At 52.5% G+C, this 25,741-nt stretch carries 21 protein-coding genes; 18 read left to right on the top strand and 3 right to left on the bottom strand.

What is annotated here, in order from left to right; translation table 11 throughout:
- Positions 1–61: 61 nt before the first annotated feature.
- Entirely contained in the window at positions 62–1,417 is a 1,356-nt protein-coding gene (locus tag EVX52_RS20565) for a 2-hydroxycarboxylate transporter family protein (protein ID WP_129954881.1), read from the bottom strand.
- Positions 1,418–1,736: 319 nt separating this feature from the next.
- Here EVX52_RS20565 and EVX52_RS20560 point away from each other — a divergent pair, with 319 nt between their 5' ends.
- From EVX52_RS20560 to emrB, 13 genes are all read left to right on the top strand, one after another.
- Positions 1,737–3,389, top strand: a complete 1,653-nt coding sequence (locus tag EVX52_RS20560; RefSeq protein WP_129954880.1) for a sensor histidine kinase — start codon at positions 1,737–1,739, stop codon at positions 3,387–3,389.
- Positions 3,382–4,095 (top strand): response regulator, encoded by a 714-nt coding sequence (locus tag EVX52_RS20555; protein WP_129954879.1) that lies wholly within the window; start codon positions 3,382–3,384, stop codon positions 4,093–4,095. Before EVX52_RS20560 ends, EVX52_RS20555 begins: the two co-directional genes overlap by 8 nt.
- A gap of 587 nt (positions 4,096–4,682) precedes the next feature.
- Entirely contained in the window at positions 4,683–5,879 is a 1,197-nt protein-coding gene (gene proV, locus EVX52_RS20550) for a glycine betaine/L-proline ABC transporter ATP-binding protein ProV (protein ID WP_129954878.1), read from the top strand.
- The gene (gene proW / locus EVX52_RS20545; RefSeq protein ID WP_129992020.1) at positions 5,876–7,075 is read left to right on the top strand and encodes a glycine betaine/L-proline ABC transporter permease ProW; all 1,200 of its coding nucleotides are present in this window, start codon (positions 5,876–5,878) and stop codon (positions 7,073–7,075) included. Before proV ends, proW begins: the two co-directional genes overlap by 4 nt.
- 162 nt (positions 7,076–7,237) lie before the next feature.
- Entirely contained in the window at positions 7,238–8,236 is a 999-nt protein-coding gene (gene proX / locus EVX52_RS20540) for a glycine betaine/L-proline ABC transporter substrate-binding protein ProX (protein WP_129992019.1), read from the top strand.
- Between the two features lie 24 nt (positions 8,237–8,260).
- Positions 8,261–9,256: a glycine betaine/L-proline ABC transporter substrate-binding protein ProX gene (gene proX, locus EVX52_RS20535; protein WP_129955003.1), complete on the top strand. Its 996-nt coding sequence runs from the start codon at positions 8,261–8,263 to the stop codon at positions 9,254–9,256.
- 186 nt (positions 9,257–9,442) lie between these two features.
- Entirely contained in the window at positions 9,443–10,627 is a 1,185-nt protein-coding gene (locus EVX52_RS20530) for an MFS transporter (protein WP_129954875.1), read from the top strand.
- Positions 10,628–10,801: 174 nt separating this feature from the next.
- On the top strand, positions 10,802–11,563 hold the full coding sequence (locus tag EVX52_RS20525; RefSeq protein WP_129954874.1) for an AzlC family ABC transporter permease: 762 nt from the start codon (positions 10,802–10,804) through the stop codon (positions 11,561–11,563).
- Positions 11,553–11,891: an L-valine transporter subunit YgaH gene (gene ygaH / locus EVX52_RS20520; protein ID WP_129954873.1), complete on the top strand. Its 339-nt coding sequence runs from the start codon at positions 11,553–11,555 to the stop codon at positions 11,889–11,891. Before EVX52_RS20525 ends, ygaH begins: the two co-directional genes overlap by 11 nt.
- A 175-nt stretch (positions 11,892–12,066) precedes the next feature.
- A complete protein-coding gene (mprA, locus tag EVX52_RS20515; RefSeq protein ID WP_101079342.1) occupies positions 12,067–12,588 on the top strand; it encodes a transcriptional repressor MprA in 522 nt (173 codons plus the stop codon).
- 23 nt (positions 12,589–12,611) lie between these two features.
- Complete coding sequence (locus EVX52_RS20510; RefSeq protein WP_129954872.1) at positions 12,612–14,066, top strand: efflux transporter outer membrane subunit; 1,455 nt, start codon at positions 12,612–12,614, stop codon at positions 14,064–14,066.
- A 25-nt stretch (positions 14,067–14,091) separates the two neighbouring features.
- Positions 14,092–15,267 carry a multidrug efflux MFS transporter periplasmic adaptor subunit EmrA gene (gene emrA / locus EVX52_RS20505; protein ID WP_129954871.1) on the top strand — a complete coding sequence of 392 codons (1,176 nt, stop codon included), beginning with the start codon at positions 14,092–14,094 and terminating at the stop codon, positions 15,265–15,267.
- A 17-nt stretch (positions 15,268–15,284) separates the two neighbouring features.
- Complete coding sequence (gene emrB, locus EVX52_RS20500) at positions 15,285–16,820, top strand: multidrug efflux MFS transporter permease subunit EmrB (protein ID WP_129954870.1); 1,536 nt, start codon at positions 15,285–15,287, stop codon at positions 16,818–16,820.
- 76 nt (positions 16,821–16,896) lie between these two features.
- Here the strand turns inward: emrB and EVX52_RS20495 are convergent, their stop codons facing one another.
- Positions 16,897–18,003 (bottom strand): tRNA/rRNA methyltransferase, encoded by a 1,107-nt coding sequence (locus tag EVX52_RS20495; RefSeq protein ID WP_129954869.1) that lies wholly within the window; start codon positions 18,001–18,003, stop codon positions 16,897–16,899.
- 244 nt (positions 18,004–18,247) lie between these two features.
- On the opposite strand from EVX52_RS20495, the gene trxC reads away from it, so the two are divergent.
- From trxC to EVX52_RS20470, 5 genes are all read left to right on the top strand, one after another.
- The gene (trxC, locus tag EVX52_RS20490) at positions 18,248–18,667 is read left to right on the top strand and encodes a thioredoxin TrxC (RefSeq protein WP_013574074.1); all 420 of its coding nucleotides are present in this window, start codon (positions 18,248–18,250) and stop codon (positions 18,665–18,667) included.
- Positions 18,668–18,794: 127 nt separating this feature from the next.
- Positions 18,795–19,499 carry a tRNA-uridine aminocarboxypropyltransferase gene (locus EVX52_RS20485; RefSeq protein ID WP_129954868.1) on the top strand — a complete coding sequence of 235 codons (705 nt, stop codon included), beginning with the start codon at positions 18,795–18,797 and terminating at the stop codon, positions 19,497–19,499.
- Positions 19,500–19,530: 31 nt separating this feature from the next.
- Positions 19,531–22,251: a bifunctional acetate--CoA ligase family protein/GNAT family N-acetyltransferase gene (locus EVX52_RS20480; RefSeq protein WP_129992018.1), complete on the top strand. Its 2,721-nt coding sequence runs from the start codon at positions 19,531–19,533 to the stop codon at positions 22,249–22,251.
- 87 nt (positions 22,252–22,338) lie between these two features.
- Positions 22,339–23,691: a CDP-diacylglycerol--serine O-phosphatidyltransferase gene (pssA, locus tag EVX52_RS20475; RefSeq protein WP_370278362.1), complete on the top strand. Its 1,353-nt coding sequence runs from the start codon at positions 22,339–22,341 to the stop codon at positions 23,689–23,691.
- Between the two features lie 61 nt (positions 23,692–23,752).
- A complete protein-coding gene (locus EVX52_RS20470; protein ID WP_129954865.1) occupies positions 23,753–24,100 on the top strand; it encodes a YfiM family lipoprotein in 348 nt (115 codons plus the stop codon).
- A 29-nt stretch (positions 24,101–24,129) separates the two neighbouring features.
- On the opposite strand, the gene EVX52_RS20465 is transcribed toward EVX52_RS20470, so the two are convergent.
- A complete protein-coding gene (locus EVX52_RS20465) occupies positions 24,130–25,425 on the bottom strand; it encodes an MFS family transporter (protein WP_129992017.1) in 1,296 nt (431 codons plus the stop codon).
- Positions 25,426–25,741 lie beyond the last annotated feature (316 nt).

Raw genomic sequence — 25,741 nt, 5'->3', positions numbered from 1 at the left:
TGTCTAAAAACTGACGCAGGGGCGTTCTCTGTGTCCCCCTTCGGCTGAAGGGGGGAAGATGTTATGCGAAGAATTTCGCCAGCACGAATAATCCGACGGATACGTTAATTGCGCCGCCTATGCGGGTAGCAATTTGCGCGAAGGGCATCAGCGTCATGCGGTTACCGGATGTCAGAATTGCCACGTCACCGGTGCCGCCCTGCCCGCTCTGACAGCAGGAGACGATCGCCACATCGATAGGATGCATGCCGATTTTCTTACCCACATAAAAGCCGGTGCCGACCAGCGCCATTACGGTGGTCACAATCACCAGCAGGTTCTGAATAGTGAAAGCGTTGATCAGCTCCTGCCAAGGCGTAATGGCCACCCCCACCGCGAATAACACCGGATAAGTTACCGCCGTACGGAAGAATTTATACACCGTCATTGAACCGTGCTGAATAGTCGGCGAAACGCCGTTAGCCAGTTTCACCAGCACCGCCGCAAACAGCATGCCCACGGGCGCCGGCAGGCCAATCCATTTCTGGCCCAGCATTCCGACCATGTACAACAGGATCGCCAGCAGTGCGCCACAGGCCAGCGCATTGACGCCCGGGTTACCGTTAAATTCCTCAGTACCGCTGCCCATCTTGCCGTTGCCCGACGGCATCAGCTGGCCTTCACCCGTCAGATGTGGATAACGTTTCCCCAGCTGATTCAGCACACCCGCCAGCACAATGGCCGTCAGACCGCCAAGCATAACAATCGGCAGAATGCGCCCAAGCGCCACACCTTGCTCCATATGCAGGATGGTCGCGTAACCCATCGACAGCGGGATTGCGCCTTCTCCTACACCACCGGCCATGATTGGCAGGATCAGGAAAAAGAAGGTTTGCACCGGCGGTAAACCTAAAACCGTGCCCATCGCCATACCGGCGATCATCCCGACAACTTCGCCGCACAGCATCGGCACAAAAATACGCATAAAGCCCTGAATCAACACCTGACGATTCATGCTCATGATGCTGCCGACAATAATGCAGCAAATATAGAGGTAGAGAATATTGGTGGATTTATAAAATTTGACCGTGGAGTCAACAACAACATCCGGCAGCAGACCATAATGCACCATCGCCGAAGGAATAAACGTGGCACAAATCGCCGCGGCCCCCAGTTTCCCTACCACAGGTAAGCGTTTACCGAACTCACCGCAGGCAAAGCCGAAGAAGGCCAGCGTGGCGACCATCACCACGATGTCGCTCGGCAACTTGCCGTTCAGGCAGTCAAGCAGGATCAGTACGCCCGCCAGCAGAAAAAATGGCAGCGGGATGATGCCTATTTTGTAGTTATCAAGAATGTGCCACCATTTTTGTCTGGCTGAAAGGCCGGAGGTTTTCGTTTCTTTGACAGCGATGTAGGAATCGTCGGTTGTGCTCATGACATTGCCTCTTTCTTCGGGAGTCTTTTCTTATTGATGGTCTGAGCATATGAAAACGACCGGTCAGCCGGATGTGAGGTTGTTCAAATTAAAATCGCAGGGATAAAGGTTGTTATGGTGTTTATGGTGTTAATGCACCTTGCTTTATAAGGATTATAAGATTAGTAGTAAAACCCACCTTTAACCCTGTCATTACTGTGTGAAATCATCGCCATTTTAATCTCCTGTTCACAACTCTGCTTCTCTGCGATTACGGCTCACATTTTGCCGTGATAGGCTTATTCAATGTATGTTTTAAGTTCGCCTTGCAGCAGGTCGTATGAAATTCAGATTACCTTTTCAGGTAAAACTCTTTTTATCTCTGGTGGTATTTTCCTGCGTGTTGCTGGCACTGCTGGGGGCGATTTTATTTCATATTATCGACCGCCAGTTGCATCATGATCTCGGTCAGCGTGCCCGGGTTCAGGCCAGCGAGATTGCGCTGATGCCAGGGCTGGCGCAGAAAGTTAAGGCGCGGGATATTTCCGGCATCGCGCAGCTTATCCAGCCATTACGCGATAAAAGTGACGCCAGTTATATCGTCATCGGCGACACCCGCGAGCTGCATCTTTATCATTCCGAATCGCCGGATCGCGTAGACCTGCCGATGATCGGCGGTGATAACGCCGGTGTACTGGCCGGTAAAACCATTATTTCTGTGCGTCAGGGCGGCATTGGCGTTTCATTACGCAGCAAAGCCCCGATTCTGGATGCGAATAACCAGGTGATCGGGATTGTTTCGGTCGGTTATCTCACCTCATATATCGACAATATTAATGGCCGCCGTCTGGCGCAGGCCGGTTTATACGGTTTGCTGCTTTTATTATTGTTGTTTATCTTTTCCTGGATGTTTACCCGTAACGTTAAAAGACAGATGTTCTGGCTGGAACCCAAAGATATCGCCCTGCTGGTTCGCCAGCAAAAAGCTTTACTGGAAGCCATGTATGAAGGCGTATTTGCGGTTAACGCTGAAAAGCAGCTGATTTCCATTAACCGGGCTGCGCGTGAATTGCTCGATATCCGCCGGCCCGAAAACGAACTGCTGGGTAAACCCCTGGCGGAGGTGCTTCAGACGCCTCCCGCATTCTTCACGCAAAGCGGCATCAGTGGAAATAACAGTCAACATGATCAGATTACGGTACTTAATCAGCGCCAGGTGATCGTCAACCGCGTGCCAATCGAACTGGAACCCGGTGCAGAGAGTGGCTGGGTATTCAGTTTCCGCGATAAAAATGACATTAATACGCTGAGCAGCCAGTTGAGTCAGGTGAAACGCTATGCTGATAATCTGCGCATCATGCGCCATGAACAGCTCAACTGGACCGCCACGCTGGCAGGTTTGTTGCAAATGCAGCGTTACGATGACGCCATGCACTATATACAGGCGCAATCGGAAGGCGCACAGGCGGTGCTGGATTTCGTCTCAGCGCGCTTTACCTCACCCGCGCTGTGCGGCCTGCTGCTGGGGAAATACGTCAGCGCGCGTGAAAAAGGCGTCGGGCTGAGTTTCGACCCGGCTTGTCAGCTCACCCGCATTCCGGCAGGCATTAGCGAAACCGAGCTGATGTCCGTAGTCGGTAACTTGCTCGATAACGCCGTGGACGCCACGCTGAAAGCGCTGTCGCCGCCTGCACCGGTTGAATTGTATATTTCCGACAGAAACCAGGAACTGCTGATTGAAGTCGCCGATCAGGGCAACGGTGTGGAAGATGCGCTCAAACCGCACCTGTTTGAACAAGGCGTCACCAGTAAGCCTTCCAGCGGACAGGACGCCACGGGTGCAGAACATGGCATCGGCCTGTATCTGGTTGCCGGTTATGTCCGTCAGGCGGGTGGTAGCATCGAAATATCAGACAACACGCCGCAAGGTACGATATTTTCAGTCTTTATCCCGTACCCGGCTGAAGCGTTAACAGGACAGAACCATGAATAACAGCAGCGCACTTGATGTCGTGATTGTGGAAGATGAGCCGCATCTGGCCGGTCTGCATCGTGATTTTATCGAGCAAAATTTTAATCTGCGCGTGGTGGGCATTGCGGCCACACTGGAACAGGCGCGTTCTCTGCTGCGGCTGCATCAGCCGCGGTTGATCTTGCTGGACAATTATTTGCCCGATGGTCAGGGCGTGGATCTGATCGACAGCCCGTTGCTGAAAAGTGTCGAATGTTCGGTCATTTTCATCACCGCCGCCAGCGACATGCAAACCTGCAGCCAGGCAATGCGCAGTGGCGCGTTCGATTACATTATCAAGCCGGTGTCATTTCATCGCCTGCGCAGTTCACTTGAACGCTTCATGCAACTGGTGCAAACCCTGCGTAATGTCAAAGTTGTTGATCAGCGGGCGCTGGATAAACTGTTTAATCTGCCCGCTACCGACACACCTTCAGCGCCTTCAGCCAAAGGCATTGAGCCGAATACGCTGGAACTGGTTCAGCGTGCGTTCACCACCAAACCTGATGTCAGCTGGTCAGTCGAGCAGGTGGTAGAAGAAGTCGGGATCAGCAAAACGACAGGCCGCCGTTATCTGGAATATTGCGTGGAAATTGGCTTTATCGCCGTGGAGATGCAGTACGGAAATATCGGTCACCCGAGGCGCCTGTATCGCAAAATAGCCGATGGCGGGAAATCTGCGTCATGATGTCCAATTGTGTCGGTTTCCCTGAGCGAATTACCCCCTCCTGCCGGTGTTCTCACCGGCCAATTTCCGGCTTACCCCACCTGTTCAGGCTATTATTTCAGTGCATATTCATGTTTCAGACAACCGGTAAATTTCCGGCTTTCACGCAAATCTGAAATCTCTATTTACACCTGCCAATATGCACCGGCCATCACGCATTAATTTCATTTAAATTACAAAATTCAAACCCGCTAAAACCCCACAAAGAAAAAAGTTATTAATTTTATTAAAATCAAGTAATTAACTATATTCTTAACGGATTACCCTGTCCTTTAATTAGGGGAATAACCTCAAATATTTTCACCCGGAAATTTGTCATTAATTGTCAACGTTCACCGGGCGAAATTAGCCCCTCAAATACCAACAAATACAAAACCTGGAAATCAATCATGATTATTCCCCGGAAACATTGAGACTTGTCTCAGAATTTCGATGTGTTAGGGTATAACGCGTTCACTATTTCGTTACAGGCAAAATCCTATACGGTCCAACACAAAAACTAGACATCGAGCCGATACGGCTATTTATATCCAAGGAATGCACATTGCATGGCAATTAAAATCGAAGTAAAGAATCTTTATAAGGTATTTGGTGAAAATCCGGATCGCGCTTTCAAGATGATTGACGCAGGTAAGGGTAAAGAAGAAATTTTTGAGAAAACCGGTCTTTCACTTGGCGTTAAGAATGCCAGTCTGGCCATTGAAGAAGGCGAGATTTTCGTCATCATGGGGTTATCCGGTTCAGGTAAATCCACCATGGTACGCCTTCTCAATCGTCTGATAGAGCCCACCCGCGGCGAAGTCCTGATCGACGGCGAAGATATCGCCAAAATCTCAGAAGCAAAATTACGCCAGGTACGTCGCAGTAAAATCAGTATGGTGTTTCAGTCCTTTGCGCTGATGCCACACCTGACCGTGTTGAATAACACCGCGTTTGGTATGGAACTGGCCGGCGTGCCGGTGGAAGAGCGCAACGCCAAAGCGATTGACGCATTGCGTCAGGTCGGGCTGGAAAACTATGCCAATTCTTATCCGGATGAATTGTCAGGCGGGATGCGTCAGCGTGTCGGTTTAGCCCGGGCGATGGCCAACAACCCTGACATTTTGCTGATGGATGAAGCCTTCTCCGCACTCGATCCGTTAATTCGTACTGAAATGCAGGATGAGCTGGTGAAGCTTCAGGCTCAGCATCAGCGCACCATCGTGTTCATTTCTCATGATCTGGACGAAGCCATGCGTATCGGTGACCGTATCGCTATTATGCAGGGCGGCGAAGTGGTGCAGGTCGGCACGCCGGAAGACATTCTTAATAATCCGGCCAATGACTACGTTCGCACGTTCTTCCGTGGTGTCGATATCAGTCAGGTCTTCAGCGCCAAAGACATTGCCCGCCGTCGTGGCGCGCTTATTCGTAAAACCCCCGGTTTTGGTCCGCGTGCCGCGCTCAAGCTGCTCGAAGATGAAGACCGCGAATATGGTTATGTGCTTGAACGTGGTCAGAAATTTATCGGCGTGGTGTCGATTGAATCCCTGAAAACTGCGTTGAAAGCCAATCAGTCGCTGGAAAGTGCCCTGCTGGAATCGCCGGCAGCCGTACAGGCGGATATGCCGCTCAGTGAACTGATCTCTCACGTTGCCGCTGCGCCTTGCGCCGTGCCGGTTATCAATGAGGACAATAACTATATCGGCATTATTTCCAAAGCCATGCTACTTCAGGCTCTGGACAAAGAAGGGGGTAACGAATGAGCACTTCAATCCTAAATAACACCATTACACAACACGCTCAGGCCGCTCAGGCACAGGCTCTTGATCCTTCCGTGGATCCGTGGAGTGCTGATAACGCCAGTGGCGGTGTCGCACCGCACGCTGACGCCGCAACCTCTGCCGCACCGGCCGATACGGGCAGCAGTGATCCGTGGGGCGGCGGCAGCGATGCCGCGACCAGCACCCCGGATGCGACTCACCACGCCGCGGCCCAGACCAACGACTGGCTCAGCATCGCGCCGGAACATCATCAGCATTTTAATGTTCTCGATCCGTTCCACAGTACGCTGATCCCGCTCGACCGCTGGGTCACTGAGGGAATCGACTGGCTGGTAGGTAACTTCCGTCCGGTATTCCAGGGGATCCGTGTTCCGGTCGATTTCGTCCTGAGTGGTTTCCAGCACGGTCTGGAATCCCTCCCCGCGCCGATTGCGATCCTGGTCTTCGCCTTGCTTGCCTGGCAAATGGCCGGTTTCGGCATGGGTGCCGCCACGCTGGTTTCGCTGGTGCTTATTGGCGCAATCGGTGCCTGGTCACAGGCCATGGTGACACTGGCGCTGGTTCTGACGTCACTGTTTTTCTGTATTTTGATAGGGTTACCCCTCGGCATCTGGCTGGCACGCAGTCAGAAGGCGGCCAAAATTATACGGCCGTTGCTTGATGCCATGCAGACCACACCGGCGTTCGTGTATCTGGTGCCGATCGTTATGCTGTTTGGTATCGGGAACGTGCCAGGCGTCGTGGTGACAATCATCTTCGCCCTGCCACCGGTGGTGCGTCTGACCATTCTGGGTATTAATCAGGTTCCGGAAGATCTGATTGAAGCAGCCAAATCCTTTGGTTCAAGCCCGCGGCAGATGCTGTTTAAAGTTCAGCTACCGCTGGCTATGCCGACCATTATGGCCGGGATTAACCAGACGCTGATGCTGGCGCTGTCGATGGTGGTTATCGCCTCCATGATCGCCGTAGGCGGGCTTGGCCAGATGGTACTGCGTGGTATCGGACGTCTGGATATGGGTCTGGCATCAGTGGGTGGCGCGGGTATCGTTATTCTCGCCATTATTCTCGACCGTCTTACCCAGTCGATGGGTCGCGACAGCCGCAGCAAAGGCGGTCACCGCTGGTTCACCCGTGGCCCTGTCGGTCTGGTGATGAAGCCTTTCACCAGGAAAGCCTGATTCACATCCTGCATTTTTCCCGGCGGTCCGCTGCCGGGAACACTCAACAGCTAAAACAACGCAGTCCACTCTTAGGTATTCATAAACAATCCTCAAAAACATTCGGGCAGCCAACGCAGAGGCAACCTGAATGATAAAGAGGAAAAGAAATAAGGGTTCACCATGCGCACAACGCCTATTTGGGCACTAGCCCTGAGCACACTCGTCACATCCTCAACAACGTTCGCTGCCGATTTACCGGGTAAAGGCGTGGTCGTCAAACCGTTGCAAAGCACCATTGCAGAAGAAACTTTCCAGACCGAACTGGTTAACCGCGCGCTGGAAAAACTGGGCTACGACGTTCAGCAAACCGGCGAAGTGGATTACAACGTCGCGTATACCGCCATCGCCAGCGGCGATTCCACCTACATGGCGGTGAACTGGGAGCCGCTGCAAAAAGACATGTATAACGCAGCCGGTGGCGACCAGAAGTTCTACCGTCAGGGCACTTATATCAGCGGCGCAGCACAAGGCTATCTGATCGACAAAAAAACCGCCGACAAGTACCACATCCACGATTTGTCGCAGTTGAAAGACCCGAAAATCGCCAGACTGTTTGACGAAGACGGTGACGGCAAAGCTGATATGGCGGGCTGTAATCCGGGCTGGGTCTGCGGCCAGGTAATCAATACCCAAATCAAAGCTTACGGACTGAGCAATACCGTGACGCAAAACGAGGGCAACTATTCGGCCATTATTGCCGACACCCTTACCCGGTTTAAATCCGGTAAGCCGGTTCTGTACTTCACCTGGACGCCTTACTGGGTCAGCAACGAGATGAAACCGGGCAAAGACGTGGTCTGGCTGACCGTGCCGTTCTCGGCAAATCCGGGTTCGCAGAAAGATCTCGATACCACGCTGCCGAACGGTAAGAACTACGGCTTCCCGGTCAACAACGAACACATCGTGGCGAACAAAGCCTGGGCTGAGAAAAACCCGGCAGCAGCGAAACTGTTCGCCATCATGAAATTGCCGCTGGCCGACGTTAATGCACAGAACCTGCGGATGCATGAAGGGGAATCGTCTTCAGATGATATCCGGCAGCACGTTGATGGCTGGATCAAAGCGCATCAGGCGACCTTCGATGGCTGGATCAAAGAAGCTGCCGCCGCAGCAAAATAACACATGATAAAAACTGAGGTAATGATGAAAAAGACAGGACTCTGGGCCGTTGCCGCCCTCACCACATTTGCAACAGCAACCCCATTCGCTGCCGAACTGCCGGGTAAAGGTGTCACCGTGACGCCAATTCAGAGCACCATCAGCGAAGAGACATTTCAGACTGAGCTGGTGAATAAAGCGCTGGAAAAACTGGGCTACGATGTACAGCCAATCCGCGAAGTCGATTATAACGTCGGCTACACCACCATTGCGGCCGGAGATGCGACATTCACCGCCGTCAACTGGTCACCGCTGCACGATGAAATGTACAAAGCCGCCGGGGGCGATAAGGTATTTTACCGCGAAGGGACTTATGTGACCGGCGCGGCGCAGGGCTGGTTAATCGATAAGAAAACTGCTGAGAAATATCACATCACCAATATTGAGCAGTTGAAAGACCCGAAACTGGCTAAGTTGTTTGATACCAACGGCGACGGTAAAGCCGATCTGACCGGTTGTACACCGGGCTGGGGTTGTGAAGCGGCACTGAATGAACAGCTGAAAGCCTACGGCCTGGAAGATACCGTGACCCACAATCAGGGTAACTATTCTGCAATGATCGCCGACACCATCACGCGTTACAAAGAAGGTAAACCGATCTTCTATTACACCTGGACGCCATACTGGGTCAGCAATGTGCTGGTTCCTGGCAAAGACGTGTTGTGGATGCAGGTACCGTTCTCTGTCGTACCGGGTGATAAAAATGCCGATACCACACTGCCAAACGGTAAGAACTATGGTTTCCCGGTGAGCACCATGCACATCGTGGCGAACAAAGCCTGGGCTGAGAAAAACCCGGCGGCGGCGAAACTGTTTGCCATCATGAAACTGCCGCTGAAAGACATCAATGCGCAGAATGCTGCCATGCATGCCGGTAAAAATTCAGAAGCCGATATCGACGCACAAACCGACGGCTGGATCAAAGCCCACCAGGAACAGTTCGACGGCTGGGTAAAAGAAGCGGCTGCTGCAGCGAAATAACGCTACATCAGATTCAGTCAGTCCAGCGGGCGGGGAGAAATCTCCGCCCGTTTTTTGTGAAGAAAATGTCCATTACAAAACCAAATAGTTGCCATGAAAACTATTCATTGGTTTAATATTTCAACCAAAACGATAATTACCTTTCGCTTTCCTCTGCTCCTTCAATAAGATACGTTTATTCATATTATGAAAAAAACTACCGCACATTCTCCACTCAGCCCGGCGCTGATTATTCTAATGGCAGTGGCCACCGGGCTTGCCGTCGCCAGTAACTATTATCCACAACCGCTGCTGGAAACCATCGCCCGGGCGTTCAGCCTGTCGGTGAATCAGGCCGGATTTATCGTCACGGTGGCGCAGCTCGGTTACGCCTGTGGCCTGATGTTTATCGTGCCGCTCGGCGATATGTTTGAACGCCGCAGTCTGATTGTGCTGATGACGTTACTTTCTGCCGCAGGTCTTCTGATTACTGCGATGGCGCCCACGCTGACCATCATGCTGATCGGGACGGCGCTCACCGGATTGTTCTCGGTAGTGGCACAAATTCTGGTGCCGCTGGCTGCCACGCTGGCAGAACCGGAGCGTCGCGGTAAAGTCGTCGGACTGATTATGTCTGGCCTGTTACTGGGGATCCTGCTGGCACGTACCGTCGCGGGTGCGCTGGCATCACTGGGAGGCTGGCGGACGGTGTACTGGGTCGCCAGTGCGTTGATGGTCGTGATGGCGCTGGTGTTGTGGCGTAAATTGCCAAAGCACCAGCAGAAAACCGATCTCAATTACCCGCAGTTACTGAAATCTATTTTCACACTCTTCATCCGTACGCCAGTTTTACGCACCCGTGCGCTGATAGGCATGTTCTGTTTCGCCAACTTCAGCATTCTCTGGACCTCGATGGCATTCCTGCTCGCGGGCCCGGCGTATCACTATTCCGAAGGGGTTATCGGCCTGTTTGGTCTGGTGGGTGCGGCGGGTGCGCTGGCAGCCACCCGCGCAGGGAATCTGGCGGATAAAGGCAAAGCCCATCTGACCACCACGGCGGGTCTGATCCTGCTGTTGCTATCCTGGGCAGCGATTGCATATGGGCAATATTCGGTGATCTCACTGATTATCGGTATCATCGTTTTGGACCTTTCGGTTCAGGGCGTCCACATCACCAATCAAAGCGTTATCTATAAAACGATGCCGGAAGCGCGTAACCGCCTGACAGCGGGTTACATGACGACATACTTTATCGGGGGTGCGGTGGGGTCACTGGTGTCTGCTTCGGCTTATCAGGCGGCGGGTTGGTACGGGGTCTCAGCAGCGGGTACTGTCATGTGCGTGCTGAATTTACTGGTCTGGTGGAAAGGACATCAATACACCCTGGCCTGATAACGTACGAAACTACATCAGGAGGGAACCATCACTCCTCCTGATTAGCTTGCGAATAGTCATTAAAGAAATTTATTTGAACCAAAGGGTGTCAACAATACTTACAGTCTGGTAATGTTTACGCCATGAATTATTTGCCGGCAACCATCCGGTTTCACAATGTTTTAAACACCCATGCAAACCAATCCAGATCTCGAAGCACCCGACCCCGTTCGTGTTTCCACTTTCGCACAAGGTATTACCGATAGCCTCCCTATCGTGATGGGTTATCTGCCCATCGCTTTTGCATTCGGTCTCAGCGCCGTCAAACTGGGTTTCACCCCTTCTGAAAGTCTGCTGTTTTCCATTCTTATCTACGCTGGCGCCAGCCAGTTTGTGATCACCGCGTTGCTCAGTGCAGGCATGTCGTTATGGGTTTCCGCCCTGACAGTGATGGCGATGGATGTGCGGCATGTGCTGTATGGTCCTTCACTGCGCAATCGTATTGTGGGAAAACTCTCTGGCAAAAAAACCGCGCTTTGGGCATTCGGCCTGACGGACGAAGTCTTTGCTGCCGCAACGGCCAAACTGATCCGCAATAAACGTAGCTGGAGCGAAAACTGGATGTGCGGCATTGCGCTGTCATCATGGCTTTCATGGGTTTTTGGCACCGCAGTGGGTGCGCTGTTTGGTAATGGTCCGCTGGAAGATTTCCCCGCCATCGAAGCCGCACTCGGATTTATGTTACCGGCGCTGTTCCTGAGTTTCCTGCTCGCGGCCTTTAAGCGCCAGCAGAGTGGAGTGTTTGTCGCCTCACTGACCGGTGCGCTGGGCGGGTTGCTGTTCTGGTCGATTCCCGCCGCCATCGCCTGCGGCCTGGGTGCGGGGTGCCTCGCCGCCTTGCTGCAACGCCCCGTTCCCCCTTCTGCCACGGAGATCACCTCAGATGAGCACTGATGTCATTTTGGTTTGTCTGCTCGTCGGCACCGTCAATTACCTGTTCCGGTATCTGCCTCTGCGCCTGGGTTCGCGGCAGAAGTCAGCACTGAAAAGTGGCCCGTTATCCCGCGTACTCGACAGCATTGGTATCGCATCAATTTGTGCGCTGCTGGTGGTTTCAGGCACCCCAGAAATTCTGCGCGATCAGCAAAAGCTGCTGCCGTCACTGGCCGGTTTTGCTCTGCTGGCACTGATTTTCTGGCGTACCAAAAGCATTGTTATTGCCACCCTGACCGGCGCCGTGGCGTACGGTCTGGTGTTCAAGCTGATGCTGATGGCAGGCTGAAGACCATTTTTATCAGGGGGATAATCAACGGGCGAAGTCCGCCTGTTACAGTCAATATCGAATAATTCACCGGAGTTATGAATAACACTAATTGCTAAAGAATTGGTGATTCATAACATTGATATTATTAATTACCGTCGTTACTATGTCATTCGTAACTAATGAGGCTTCTCATATGGACAGTTCGTTCACGCCAATTGAAAACATGTTAAATTTCCGGGCTAAAAAGCAAAAAGATTTCCCCTATCAGGAAATTTTGCTGACCCGCCTGTGTATGCACATGCAAAGTAAATTGCTTGAAAACCGTAATAAGATGCTGAAAGCGCAAGGCATTAATGAAACGCTGTTTATGGCGTTGCTCACCCTTGATGCACAGGAAAGTCACAGTATTCAGCCTTCGGAGCTCAGCTCTGCGCTGGGTTCATCACGCACCAACGCCACCCGGATTGCGGATGAGCTGGAAAAGCGCGGATGGATCGAACGCCGTGAAAGCGATAACGACCGCCGGTGTCTGCATTTGCACCTGACAGCTGACGGTGAAGCCTTTATTCAAAAGTTACTGCCGCCTCAACATAAGAGCCTGCATTTTCTCTGGTCGACATTAGACGCAGATGAACAGAAGCAGTTAGAAACCCTGACGCGCAAACTGTTAACTCGCCTTGATCAGATGGATGCGACAGCACTACAACAATTCTAGATTTCTGTTCAGGTAAACTACACATGTCACTCCAAGTTCGCTGGAGGCTTACGCCGCTGTTTGCCGTTTTTATTTTGGCCGGCTGCGCTTCCGGTAATAATATTGCTCCTCAGTCGTCGCTGCTCGATACGCAACAGCTTCATCTGCAGCAGGCAAAAGTCAGTTCCCTGACCATCGGTCCCCAGTGGTGGCGCAGTCTTAATGATCCGCAACTCGATAATCTGATGACCACGACGTTGCAGAACTCGCCATCATTACGTCAGGCAGCCGCACGGGTGCGCGAAGCGCAAAGTGTGATGGGCGAAGCCGATGCCGCCAATGGCCCTTATCTGGATTTGAACGGTTCAACGCGTCGTGAACGTGTCGCAAAAAACACGATCCCGCCGTTTCTGACCAGCTATCCCGAAGCGCCAATTTACGACAGCAGCAACAGCCTCGGGCTGAATCTGAGCTATGAGTTTGACTGGTGGGGTAAATACCGCAATCAGGTGAATGCCGCGAAAGCACAGGTGGATTCTGCCCGTGCAGAACAGGCTGAAGCCGCCCTGACGCTGACCAGTTCGGTGGCGTCAGCTTATTATCAGTTGCAGGCAAACCTTGCCTTGCAGGATATTCTGCAACACGAAGTGGATAATAATCAGCACCTTGCCGATTTGCGCAAAGCGCAATATCAGGCAGGCGTCTACGGCGTTGAAATTCCGCAACAAACTCAGGCTCAGGCCGACAGCGCCAAACAGCAGATCATCAATCTGAAATCGCAAACTGAACAGCTGAGACATCAGCTTTCTGCGCTGGCCGGACGTGGTCCGGACGCGATGGACGGTTTGCATGCCGTTGCGTTGCCATCACCCGACACGCTGGCACCCAAAGGTGAACTGACCCTGGATTTACTCGGCAAACGCCCTGACATCGCCGCACAGCGTGATCTGGTGGAGTCCTATTCCCAGAGCGTCAGTGCCGCGAAAAAAGAGTTTTATCCAAGCCTTTCTATCAGTGCCTTCGGGGGTCTGACGACCACCAACTTCGGCGGCACCAGCCCGAATCTTTTTGAAGCAGCCAGCAAAGCCTGGAATATCACACCGGCGATTTCGCTGCCGATTTTCCACGCCGGTGCGTTGCGCTCCAAATTGGGCGAAGAGTCCGCGTTATATGACCAGTCCGTTGAGTCGTATAACCAGACCATCCTGAACGCCATCCAGCAAACTGCGGATGCCATTACTGTCTCGAAAAGCAGCGTTGAACAATTGCAGCAGGCTTCTTCTGCCGCTAAATCGCTGGAAGAGGTGTATCGCGTTTCAGATGCAAGGTACAACGCTGGCGTCATCGGACGGGATGAGCTGTTAACCAGCCAGTCAGCACTCCTGCAACAACAGCAGGCACAACTTACCGCCAGCAGTCAGTTGATGCAGGCAAAAATCAGTCTCGTCCGTGCGCTTGGGGGAGGTTATCAGGCCCCGGCAGCGGATCCAAAATCATAATAAAAGACTCAGTGTGGAGAAGACCATGAGCGCAAATGCCGATACTCAGGCAACGCCGCAAGCTCCGAAAAATAAGAAGAAAACGCGCAAAGTCGCGATGCTCTTGTTAACCGGGATTTTCATTATTATTGCCATCGCCTACCTGTTTTACTGGCTGCTGGTATTGCGTCATTTCCAGTCTACCGACGATGCTTATGTGGCCGGTAACCAGGTGCAGATTATGGCGCAGGTGTCGGGCAGCGTAACCGACGTCAATTTCGACAGCACCGACTTTGTAAAAAAAGGTGACGTGCTGGTGACCATCGATCCTACCGATGCTGAGCAGGCGTTCGAACGCGCTAAAACGGCGCTGGCGAACAGCGTGCGGCAGACGCATCAGCTGATCATCAACGGTAAGCAATACCAGGCCAATATCGCGCTGCGTCAGACGCAACTGCAACAGGCGCAGACAGATCTTAAGCGCCGCATTGTGCTGGGAAATGTCGATGCGATTGGCCGTGAAGAACTGCAACACGCACGTGATGCCGTCGATACCGCAAAAGCGCAATACGATGTCGCTGTTCAGCAATACAACGCCAATCAGGCGATGATTCTGGATACCCCGGTCGATAAGCAGCCACAAGTTCTGCAGGCCGCCGCTCAGGTCCGTGACGCATGGCTTGCCCTGCAACGTACTAAAGTGCGCAGCCCTGTTGACGGTTTCGTCTCGCGCCGTGCTGTTCAAATCGGCCAGCAGATCAGCCCGACAACGTCCCTGATGGCTGTGGTGCCCGCGCATCACATCTGGGTCGATGCCAACTTTAAAGAAACCCAGCTGGCGAACATGCGTATTGGTCAGGTGGCCACCGTGGTCAGCGATATGTACGGCGATGACGTGAAATATCACGGTAAAGTGGTCGGCATGGACATGGGCACCGGCGGTGCGTTCTCGCTGTTACCGGCGCAGAATGCCACCGGCAACTGGATCAAAGTGGTTCAGCGTCTGCCGGTACGTATCGAACTCAACGATCAGGAAGTGGCTGAACACCCGCTGCGTATCGGGTTATCCACGCTGGTGACGGTTGATACTCAGAACCGTGATGGCCTGGTGCTGGCCAATAAAGTGCGTAGTGAACCGCTGTACCAGACTTCAGCGCTGACGCTGGATCTGACACCGGTTAATGCCATCATTGCTGACGTTATTCATGCTAATGCAGGCTAAAACATCCGGAGGCCTCTGTGGCAAATAAACCGCTGGTAGGCGCCCCGCTGGCCTGGATGACGGTGGCTTTGTCTATGGCCACCTTTATGCAGGTGCTGGACTCTACCATCGCCAACGTGGCGATCCCGACCATTGCCGGGAATCTGGGTGCCTCGAACTCACAGGGTACCTGGGTTATCACCTCGTTCGGGGTGGCAAATGCCATCTCGATCCCGATCACCGGCTGGCTGGCAAAACGCATCGGTGAGGTCAAACTGTTCCTGTGGTCCACCGTGCTGTTTGCCCTCGCCTCCTGGTTGTGCGGGATGTCCAACAGCCTGGAAATGCTGATTTTCTTCCGTGTGGTACAGGGCGTGGTAGCAGGTCCGCTGATCCCGCTTTCACAGAGTCTGTTACTGAATAACTATCCGCCGGCCAAGCGAAGTACCGCACTCGCGCTCTGGTCGATGACGGTGATTGTCGCCCCGATTTGCGGGCCGATCCTCGGCGGGTATATCAGTGACAACTACCACTGGGGCTGGATCTTCTTCATCAACGTGCCGATCGGTCTGGCCGTGGTGTTCCTGACGCTCAGAACGCTGAAGGGGCGCGAGACCGCCACGCAGATCCGTCCGATCGACAGTGTGGGGTTAGTACTGCTGGTGCTGGGTATCGGGGCTTTACAGGTGATGCTCGACCGGGGTAAAGAACTCGACTGGTTTAACTCGACGGAAATTATCGTGCTGGCGGTCGTGGCCGTGGTCGCGCTGTGCTTCCTTGTCGTCTGGGAGCTGACCGATGACCATCCGATCGTTGATTTGTCCCTGTTTAAATCACGAAACTTCACCATCGGTGTGTTGTGTATCAGTCTGGCTTATATGCTCTACTTCGGTGCCATTGTATTGCTGCCGCAGCTATTGCAGGAGGTCTACGGATATACCGCCACCTGGGCCGGTCTGGCGTCCGCGCCGGTCGGTATTTTGCCAGTACTGATGTCGCCGATCATCGGGCGTTTTGCGCACCGTCTGGACATGCGAAAGCTGGTGACTTTCAGCTTTATCATGTATGCCTATTGCTTCTTCTGGCGCGCCTATACGTTCGAACCGGGGATGGATTTTGGCGCATCCGCCTGGCCGCAGTTTATTCAGGGCTTCGCGGTGGGTTGCTTCTTTATGCCGCTGACCACCATTATTCTGTCGGGATTACCGCCGGAACGTATGGCGGCGGCATCGAGTCTGTCAAACTTTATCCGTACGCTGGCGGGGTCGATTGGTACTTCAATCACCACCACCTTGTGGTCGAACCGTGAATCGCTGCATCACGCGCAGTTAACGGAAAATATCACACCGTTTAATCCGACAGCGACGCAGACCTACCAGCAGCTCGAAGGCCTCGGCATGAGCCAACAGCAAGCTTCAGGATGGATAGCACGGGAGATCACGAATCAGGGATTAATCATCTCTGCCAATGAGATTTTCTGGTTATCCGGTGGCGCATTCCTGGTGTTGCTGATTTTAATCTGGTTCGCCCGTCCGCCGTTCACCAGTGGCGGGGGCGCGGGTGGCGCGCACTGATTCAGATAAACCCTGAGTATCAGAAAATAAAACGGACGCCTTAAGCGTCCGTTTTTTTATGGCTAAAACCAGGTTATTACGCCTGGTTCTGGCGCCACCATTCTGCCAGTAAAATACCGGATGCGACGGAAACGTTGAGGCTTTCCACTTTACCCGTACCACCGATAGAGACACTCAGGTCGCCCTGCTGCCATGCACTGTCAGACAAACCATCACTTTCTTCACCCAATACCAGCACCATTTTGGCCGGTAATTGTGCTTTGCCCAACGCCGTACCTTTATGGCTGGAGGTGGTGACGATGGTGTATCCCGCTTTACGGAAGGTTTCCAGAACATCAAGGAAGTTATCCGCGTTAATGGCTTTAACGTGTTCCGCGCCGCCTTCTGCCGTACGCACTGCCGCACCGGATTCCAGTTGTGCCGGATCCTGAACCATCATCCCGTTGATACCAAAATGCGCACAAGAACGCATGATACCGCCGAGGTTGTGCGGGTTGCCGACGTTTTCCAGCGCCAGTACACAGTCTTTTGCCGGCGCAGTTTGCAGATAAGTTTCCGCATCCAGACCCTGACGTTTTTTAATCAGGAAACATACGCCGCCGTGGTGTTCGGTGCCGGAGGCTTTCGCCAGTTCGTCATCTTCAACCACATGATAGGCTTTGCGGTTAGCTGCCATCCAGCGCAGCGCTTCACGAAAACGCGGAGTGACGGATTGCACAAACCACGCCCGCACAATCGCGTCCGGACGGCTGGCAAACAGGGCCTGACAGGCGTTTTCGCCATACACGCGGGTCTCTTCCTGACGCTGACGACGCAGCTGCTCAGGATCGATAAAACTTTTACCGCTGATACCGCCGTGATCCGGTACGGCATCATCTGCCGGTGGACGTGAGACCGTTTTCCACGGCGAAGAGTACGGGCCGTCGTCGTCACGGGCCGGACGACGCGGGCGATCGTCCCCACCACGGCGCGGTGCCGGGCCGCGGGAATCACCACGGGAATCGCTGCTGCGACGCTCATTGCGGCGGGCATCGTCTGGACGGGAACCCTGGCGAGGTTTATCGCCCGGACGTCCTTTATTGTTGGAAGGACGTTTATCGTTATTGCGGTTATCGCCGTCGTCGTCACTACGGACGTACATCACTTTGACTTTGCCGTTCTTGCCACTGAATGAATCGTTCATTTTTCTCTCCACCTACGCGCAGGGCGCGAAGATTACCTGATGTCTGTGAGCTTAGCCACAGGCTTTGGACCAAAAGCTAAAAACTATCGTAATCATTGAATAAACCACGTTGTTTACATGACGTAGCAACCTCATACTTACAACATACAAGTAACATATCAGCCGTGTTGTTTACCGCTTTTAAGGATAAAACCGGGGTTGTGGTTGATACCATTCTCACGTTAAGCAATGTAGAGGCTATTTTATGAATACGGTTTGTTCATCTTGTCAGGCCACCAACCGCCTGCCTGAGGATCGTATCGACGACGGCGCAAAATGTGGCCGATGCGGCCATGCACTTTTTGAAGGCGATGTCATACACGCGACTGCCGCCACGCTGGACAAATACCTGCAGGATGATCTGCCGGTTGTCGTCGATTTCTGGGCACCATGGTGTGGCCCTTGTGTTAATTTTGCGCCGATTTTTGAAGATGTGGCGCAGGAGCGCGCCGGTAAAATCCGCTTCATCAAAGTGAATACCGAGGCAGAACCTGAACTGAGCGCGCGATTCCGCATCCGCAGTATTCCGACCATTATGGTGTTTAATGAAGGCAAAATGGTCGATATGTTGAGCGGGGCGATGCCTAAAGCGCCGTTCAATAACTGGCTTAATGAATCATTGTAACGCATAAGCGGTTATAAAGCCCTTGAAGGCCCGTCACTGTGCGGGCCTTTTTCTGTTTATAACAGATGTCCCTTGCCTGCCAGCATCGGGGGATTAGAATAACCGTTTTTCAAAAACCGGAATGCCTATGTCAGACAACGCCGTCCTTCGCCTGCGTGAGCAGCGTCTAGCCCGCTCCACCCGCCCTTTTCTTGCACGCGGTTCACGGGCGATACGCTGTCAGCACTGTCTGTTGCCCAAACGCAACTGCATCTGTGCTACGCGCGAAATTCATCAGGCTGCCAGCCGTTTTTGTCTGGTGATGTTTGACACGGAGCCGATGAAACCGAGCAATACGGGTCGCTTAATCGCGGATGTACTGCCCGATACGCAGGCGTTTTTGTGGTCACGCACGCAAACTGATCCGGCTCTGCTGGAAGCCATTGCCGATCCGCAGCGGCAGGCTTATGTGGTTTTTCCGGCCTCTTTCGCCGCACCGCCACGTCAGGTGTTTACCGACGTTCCGGCAGGCAGCAAACCGCCTTTGTTCATTATGCTCGACGGTACCTGGAACGAAGCGCGTAAGATGTTCCGCAAAAGTCCTTATCTGGATAATCTTCCCGTTTTCTCTCTCGATGTGAGTGCCAGCTCTGGCTATATCCTGCGTGAAGCCTCACGTCCGGAATTGCATTGCACCGTAGAGGTCGCCGCCGCATTGTTGGAAAAAGCCGGGGATCTCAATGCCTCAGCGGGCCTCTCGCGCCACTTTACCCATTTCCGCACCCAGTATCTGGCCGGAAAACCCCATCATCCGGTGCATCAGCTCACAGCAAAGAACGAAGAAAGCCTCTAGAATCAGTTAAGGATAATTGTTCGGAGTACTCATGAGTCAGCGCGGACTGGAAGCACTACTACGACCTGAATCTATTGCGGTCATCGGCGCCAGCAATAAAGCGGGACGGGCCGGATATCTGATGATGCGCAATCTGCTCGACAGCGGATTCAACGGCCCGGTCTTACCGGTCACTCCGGCTTATCGCGCGGTGTGTGGTGTGCTGACCTGGCAGGACGTCGCCAGCTTGCCGATGTCACCGGATCTCGCCATTCTTTGCACACACGCAGACCGCAATCTTACGTTACTTGAACAACTCGGCGAACGTGGCTGTAAAACCGTCATTGTGCTTTCCTCACAGCCACAACAATTCGCTGAACTTAAAACCTGCGCCCAGCGCTTTTCGATGCGTCTGCTCGGCCCCAACAGCCTTGGTATTCTCGCGCCGTGGCAAAAGCTAAATGCCAGTTTTTCGCCCGTGCCCATTATTCCCGGCAAACTGGCATTTATTTCGCAGTCGGCGGCAGTTGCCAATACCATTCTGGACTGGGCGCAACAGCGTGCCGTGGGCTTTTCCTATTTCGTATCGCTGGGCGACAGCCTGGATATCGATGTCGATGATCTGCTTGATTTCCTCGCCCGTGACAATAAAACCAGCGCCATTCTGCTGTATCTCGAACACATCAGTGATGCACGACGTTTTCTTTCCGCCTCACGCAGCGCCTCACGTAATAAACCGATTCTGGTGATCAAAAGTGGCCGCAGCGGACAGGCGCAGCAATTACTTAATAGCCCGCTAAGCCTTGATGCCGCTTACGACGCGGCGATTCAGCGCGCCGGTTTACTGCGTGTGCAGGATACCCATGAGCTATTTTCCGCTGTTGAAACGCTGAGCCATATGCGGCCGTTACGTGGCGAGCGGTTGCTGATCGTCAGTAACGGTGCCGCGCCCGCTGCGATGGCGTTGGATCAGTTGCTTTCACGCAATGGTAAACTGGCGCAACTGAGTGAGGAAACCTGTCGAACAGTGCGTGCCATTTTGCCTGAGAATATCACTGTTTCGAATCCGCTGGATTTGCACGATGACGCCACACCGCAGTTGTATCAGGCGGTGATGACCGCTCTGCTCGGCAGCACCGATTACGATGCAATACTGGTGATCCACGCACCCAGCGCTGCCGCACATGGCACGGTGACCGCCAGCCACGTCATCGACGCTGTGCATACGCATGCCCGGGGTAAATACATCACACTGCTGACCAACTGGTGCGGTGAGTTTTCCTCGCAGGAAGCCCGTAAGCTGTTCACAGAAGCAGGGATCCCGACTTACCGGACCCCGGAAGGGACAGTGACGGCGTTTATGCATATGGTGGAATACCGCAGGAACCAGAAGCAACTCAAAGAAACGCCGGCACTTCCGGCCGACCTTGGGCAGAACACCGGTCAGGCGCATCAGGTGATCGCCCGCACGCTGGCGGAAGGTACGACACAGCTGGATACGCATGAGGTACGCGCCATTTTGCAGGCATACGGCATGAATGTGCTGCCGACATGGATTGCCAGCGACAGCGCAGAAGCGGTGAACATCGCCAGCCAGGTGGGTTATCCGGTGGCGCTGAAATTGCGCTCCCCGGATATCCCGCATAATTCTGAAGTACAGGGCGTAATGTTGTATCTGCGTACCGCCAGCGAAGTTGCACAGGCTGCCAATGCTATTTTTGACCGTGCCAGACAGGCGTTTCCGCAGGCAAAGATCCTGGGGCTGTTGGTGCAAACCATGGCCAACCGGCCGGGCTCACAGGAACTGCGCGTGGTTGTCGAACAGGATCCGGTATTCGGCCCGCTGATCATGTTGGCAGAAGGCGGTACTGACTGGCGACCGGAAAGACAGGCGGCGATTTCTCTCCCTCCGCTGAACATGACGCTGGCGCGTTATCAGGTGGTTCAGGCACTCAAAAGTGGCAAAATTCGTGGCCGTAATGCCCTGCATCCTTTTGATATTCCGGCGCTGAGCCAGTTACTGGTGAACGTGTCGAACCTGATCATCGACTGCCCGGAGATCGAAAGGCTGGATATTCATCCTCTGCTGATTTCCGGCAGTGAACTCAGCCTGCTTGATGTGTCCATGCAGCTTTGTGTACAGGGAGCAGACACCCGATCGCGACTGGCGATTCGCCCTTATCCGCGTGAACTGGAAGAGCACGTTATACTTAAAGATGGTTCACCGGCGCTGTTCCGCCCCATCCTTCCGGAAGATGAGCCGCTGCTAAAAGCGTTTATCCTGAAGGTCACTAAAGAAGACCTGTACTACCGCTACTTCAGTGAGATTAATGAGTTCACACATGAAGATTTAGCGAACATGACACAGATCGACTATGACCGTGAAATGGCATTCGTCGCCATTCATAGTGTGGATAATGAAAACGAAATTATTGGCGTTACCCGGGCGGTGTCTGATCCTGATAATATTGATGCAGAATTCTCGGTGCTGGTACGGTCGGATCTGAAAGGACTGGGGCTCGGAAGACGGTTGCTTGATAAGATGATTCATTACGCGGCAGAGCACGGCCTGCAACGCCTCACAGGCATTACGATGCCCAATAACCGCGGCATGATCACGCTGGCCAGGAAACTCGGATTCGACGTTGATATTCAGATCCAGGACGGCATTGTGAACCTCTCACTGACACTGGAAAAGGCCCGGATTTCGCAGCAGAAAACCGTGAGCCTGCGCCGCGAACAGGCAAAAGATGCGCACATGAGACAGGACTAATGGTATTATCGACCGATTGTGCGGTCACCACTGTCTGCTTGTGCCGCTAAAGCCATTACATAAAGAGAGAAGAAGCGCACTGTGATGTTGTCAAAATTGAAACGTAATAAACATCAACAACACCTTGCTCAACTGCCCAAACTCCCCCAAACGGTTGATGCTGTAAAAACGCTCTACTGCCCTGCAGATTTCCGTAAGACGCTGCTCGAAGCGATTGCCAACGCCACCCAACGGATTTATCTGGTCGCGCTCTATTTAGAGAATGATGACGGCGGTCGTGATGTGCTTTCGGCGTTGTATGCCGCCAAGCAGCGACGTCCTGACCTGGAGATTTGTGTGCTGGTTGACTGGCACCGCGCTCAGCGTGGCCGCATTGGCGCGGCAGCCTCAAACACTAATGCTGACTGGTATTGTCGCATGGCAAAAGAGCATCCTGAGCTTTCCGTGCCGGTGTATGGCGTTCCGGTTAATACCCGTGAAGCGTTAGGTGTTTTGCATCTGAAGGGCTTTATTATTGACGATCAGGTGATCTACAGCGGTGCAAGCCTCAATGATGTTTACCTGCATCGCCATGAAAAATACCGCTACGATCGCTACCAGTTGCTGACTAACGCTCCGCTGGCCAATACCATGATCGACTTTATGAAGAAATCGATCCTGACTGCGGCTGCCGTACAGCGTCTTGATCGTGAAGATCGTCCTAAAAGCATTGAGATCAAAAACGAAACGCGTCAGTTCCGTCAGAACCTGCGCGCCAGCGGTTATCATTTCAAAGACAGTGCAGGAAATGATGAACTGGCAGTGACGCCTATCGTGGGTCTGGGCAAACAAAATGAACTAAACCGGACCATCCATCATCTGATGTCCAGTGCGGAACATAAGCTGACGCTGTGTACGCCTTATTTCAATATGCCTGCGATGCTGGCGAGAAATATCATTCATCTGCTGCGCCGGGGTAAGCAGGTGGAAATTATCGTGGGTGATAAAACCGCCAACGATTTTTATATCCCGCAGGATCAGCCATTCAAAATCATCGGTGCCTTACCCTATTTGTATGAAATTAACCTGCGTCGCTTCCTGAGCCGCTTACAACGTTTCGTTGACAGCGGGCAGCTGATTGTTCGCCTGTGGAAAGATGGCGATAACAGTTACCATCTTAAGGGAATGTGGGTTGATGATCGCTGGCAGTTGATCACGGGCAATAACCTGAATCCACGCGCATGGCGTCTGGATTTGGAAAATGCCATTCTGATCCATGATCCGCATAAGGAGCTGGCATCCGCGCGACACAAAGAGCTGGAAGAAATACGCCAGCACACGCAGGTTGTTTCGCATTATATGGAACTGGAAAGTATTCCTAATTATCCGGTGAAAGTCCGTAAACTTATCCGCCGTCTGCGCAGGATACGTATCGACAGATTAATCAGCCGGATTCTGTAATTGCCTATACTAAAAGCCTGATCATTCTGATCGGGCTTTTTTATATCAGGAAATCCACTTTATGATACAAAAATTATCGTGGGCCCTCAGGCTTCCCGTCATTATTCTGATATCCGCATGTAGCGGATGTACGCATTACGCAAATGACGCCTGGACTGGCAAAGATAAGGCAGAGCACTTTGTAGGTTCCGCTGTATTAGCAGCAGCGGGGGCAGCATACGGTGATCATCAGGGATGGAATGAAGCACGCAGCCGCTCATTTGGATTACTGTTTTCCGTCGGACTTGGCGCGACCAAAGAAGTTTATGACAGCCGCGCGGGTGGCAGCGGCTGGAGCTGGAAAGATTTTAGCTGGGATATTGCAGGCGCAGCCACTGGTTACAGCGCTTATCATCTGACTCATTATTAAAGTGCATCCGTGCACCCTCTCAGCGCGGACTACAGCTGTATTTCCTTTCCCTTACGATGTAATTTCATCGACACAATAAATGCAACGAAACACATTACGCAGACATACCAGAAAAACACTTCTTCAATATTCCATGATTTAAAGGTCAGCGCGACATATTCTGCCGAACCGCCAAACACAGCATTAGCAACCGCATAAGATAATCCCACACCTAATGCCCTGACTTCAGGTGGAAACATTTCTGCTTTTAATAATCCGCTGATGGATGTGTAAAAACTGACAATCAGCAGTGCCAAAACAATAAGCCCGAAGGCAATATAAGGACTGGTAACGGTTTGTAGAATATACAAAATCGGTAGGGTTAAAACAGTCGCCAGACCGCTAAATATCAGCATAGAACTGCGCCGACCTATTTTATCTGACAGCCCGCCAATAATAGGTTGCAGGCACATGAAGACAAAAAGAGCGATAGTCATTAAGGCGCTCGCTGTTTTGGTTTCCATACCGGCCGTATTCACCAGGTATTTTTGCATATAAGTCGTGAAGGTATAGAAAGTCAGGGAACCTGCCGCAGTAAATCCTAATACCATGAGGAATGCTTTTTTATGCTTCCATAACCCCGAGAGTGTACCGGCATCTTTATGCTCACGGGTTTGTTTATCTGATGTTTCATTCAATGAACGACGCAGAAACAGCGCCACAACAGCAAGTATCGCGCCCAATGCAAAGGGGATGCGCCATGCCCAGGATTTCAGCTCATCATTTGAGAATATCTGTTGCAATATAACCAGTACCAGAAGTGCCAGTAATTGCCCTCCGATAAGGGTCACATATTGGAATGAAGCATAAAAACCGCGACGGCCTTTAATCGCCACTTCACTCATATAAGTGGCGCTGGTTCCATATTCACCACCAACGGAAAGCCCCTGGAACAGGCGGGCGACCAGCAATAATATCGGGGCCCAGCCGCCTATAGTTGCGTAAGTTGGCAAACAGGCAATCACCAGCGAACCACAGCACATCATACAGACTGAGATCATCATAGAGTTTTTACGCCCATGTTTATCGGCAATGTAGCCAAATAACCATCCACCAATCGGACGCATAAAGAATCCGGCGGCAAACACACCTGCAGTTTGTAATAACTGAGTTGTGCTGTTTCCGCTCGGGAAAAATGAAGAAGCGAAGTAGAGCGAACAAAAGGAATAGACATAAAAATCGAACCATTCGACCAGATTTCCCGAAGAAGCCCCCACAATAGCGAAAATACGTTTCTTCTTATCCTGCTGATCGTGATTCCCAGACTGAGATCCCAGAGTATCCATTGTATTAATATCCCCAATAGTTCCTGTTAAAAACGAGGTTATGGCTATTTTTTATCGATAGGAAATATTGAGTTAAGCAACGAATCGGCGAGTTGGGGAGATGAATTTGAATATTACCTGGAGTTGCGGTGCCTTTTGTGAAGTGAAGCGCAGTAAAAGGTGATTGTAATCACCACCTGATAGCAATAAAGCCAAAAGCCCCGCACTTTCGTACGGGGCTTTTGGCTTTATTTGATGCCTGGCAGTTCCCTACTCTCGCATGGGGAGACCCCACACTACCATCGGCGCTACGGCGTTTCACTTCTGAGTTCGGCAT

It is taken from the genome of Rahnella sp. CFA14(1/10) (genome assembly GCF_004195095.1).
GTDB lineage: Bacteria > Pseudomonadota > Gammaproteobacteria > Enterobacterales > Enterobacteriaceae > Rahnella > Rahnella perminowiae.
This window is presented reverse-complemented; position numbering and strand designations above follow the sequence as displayed.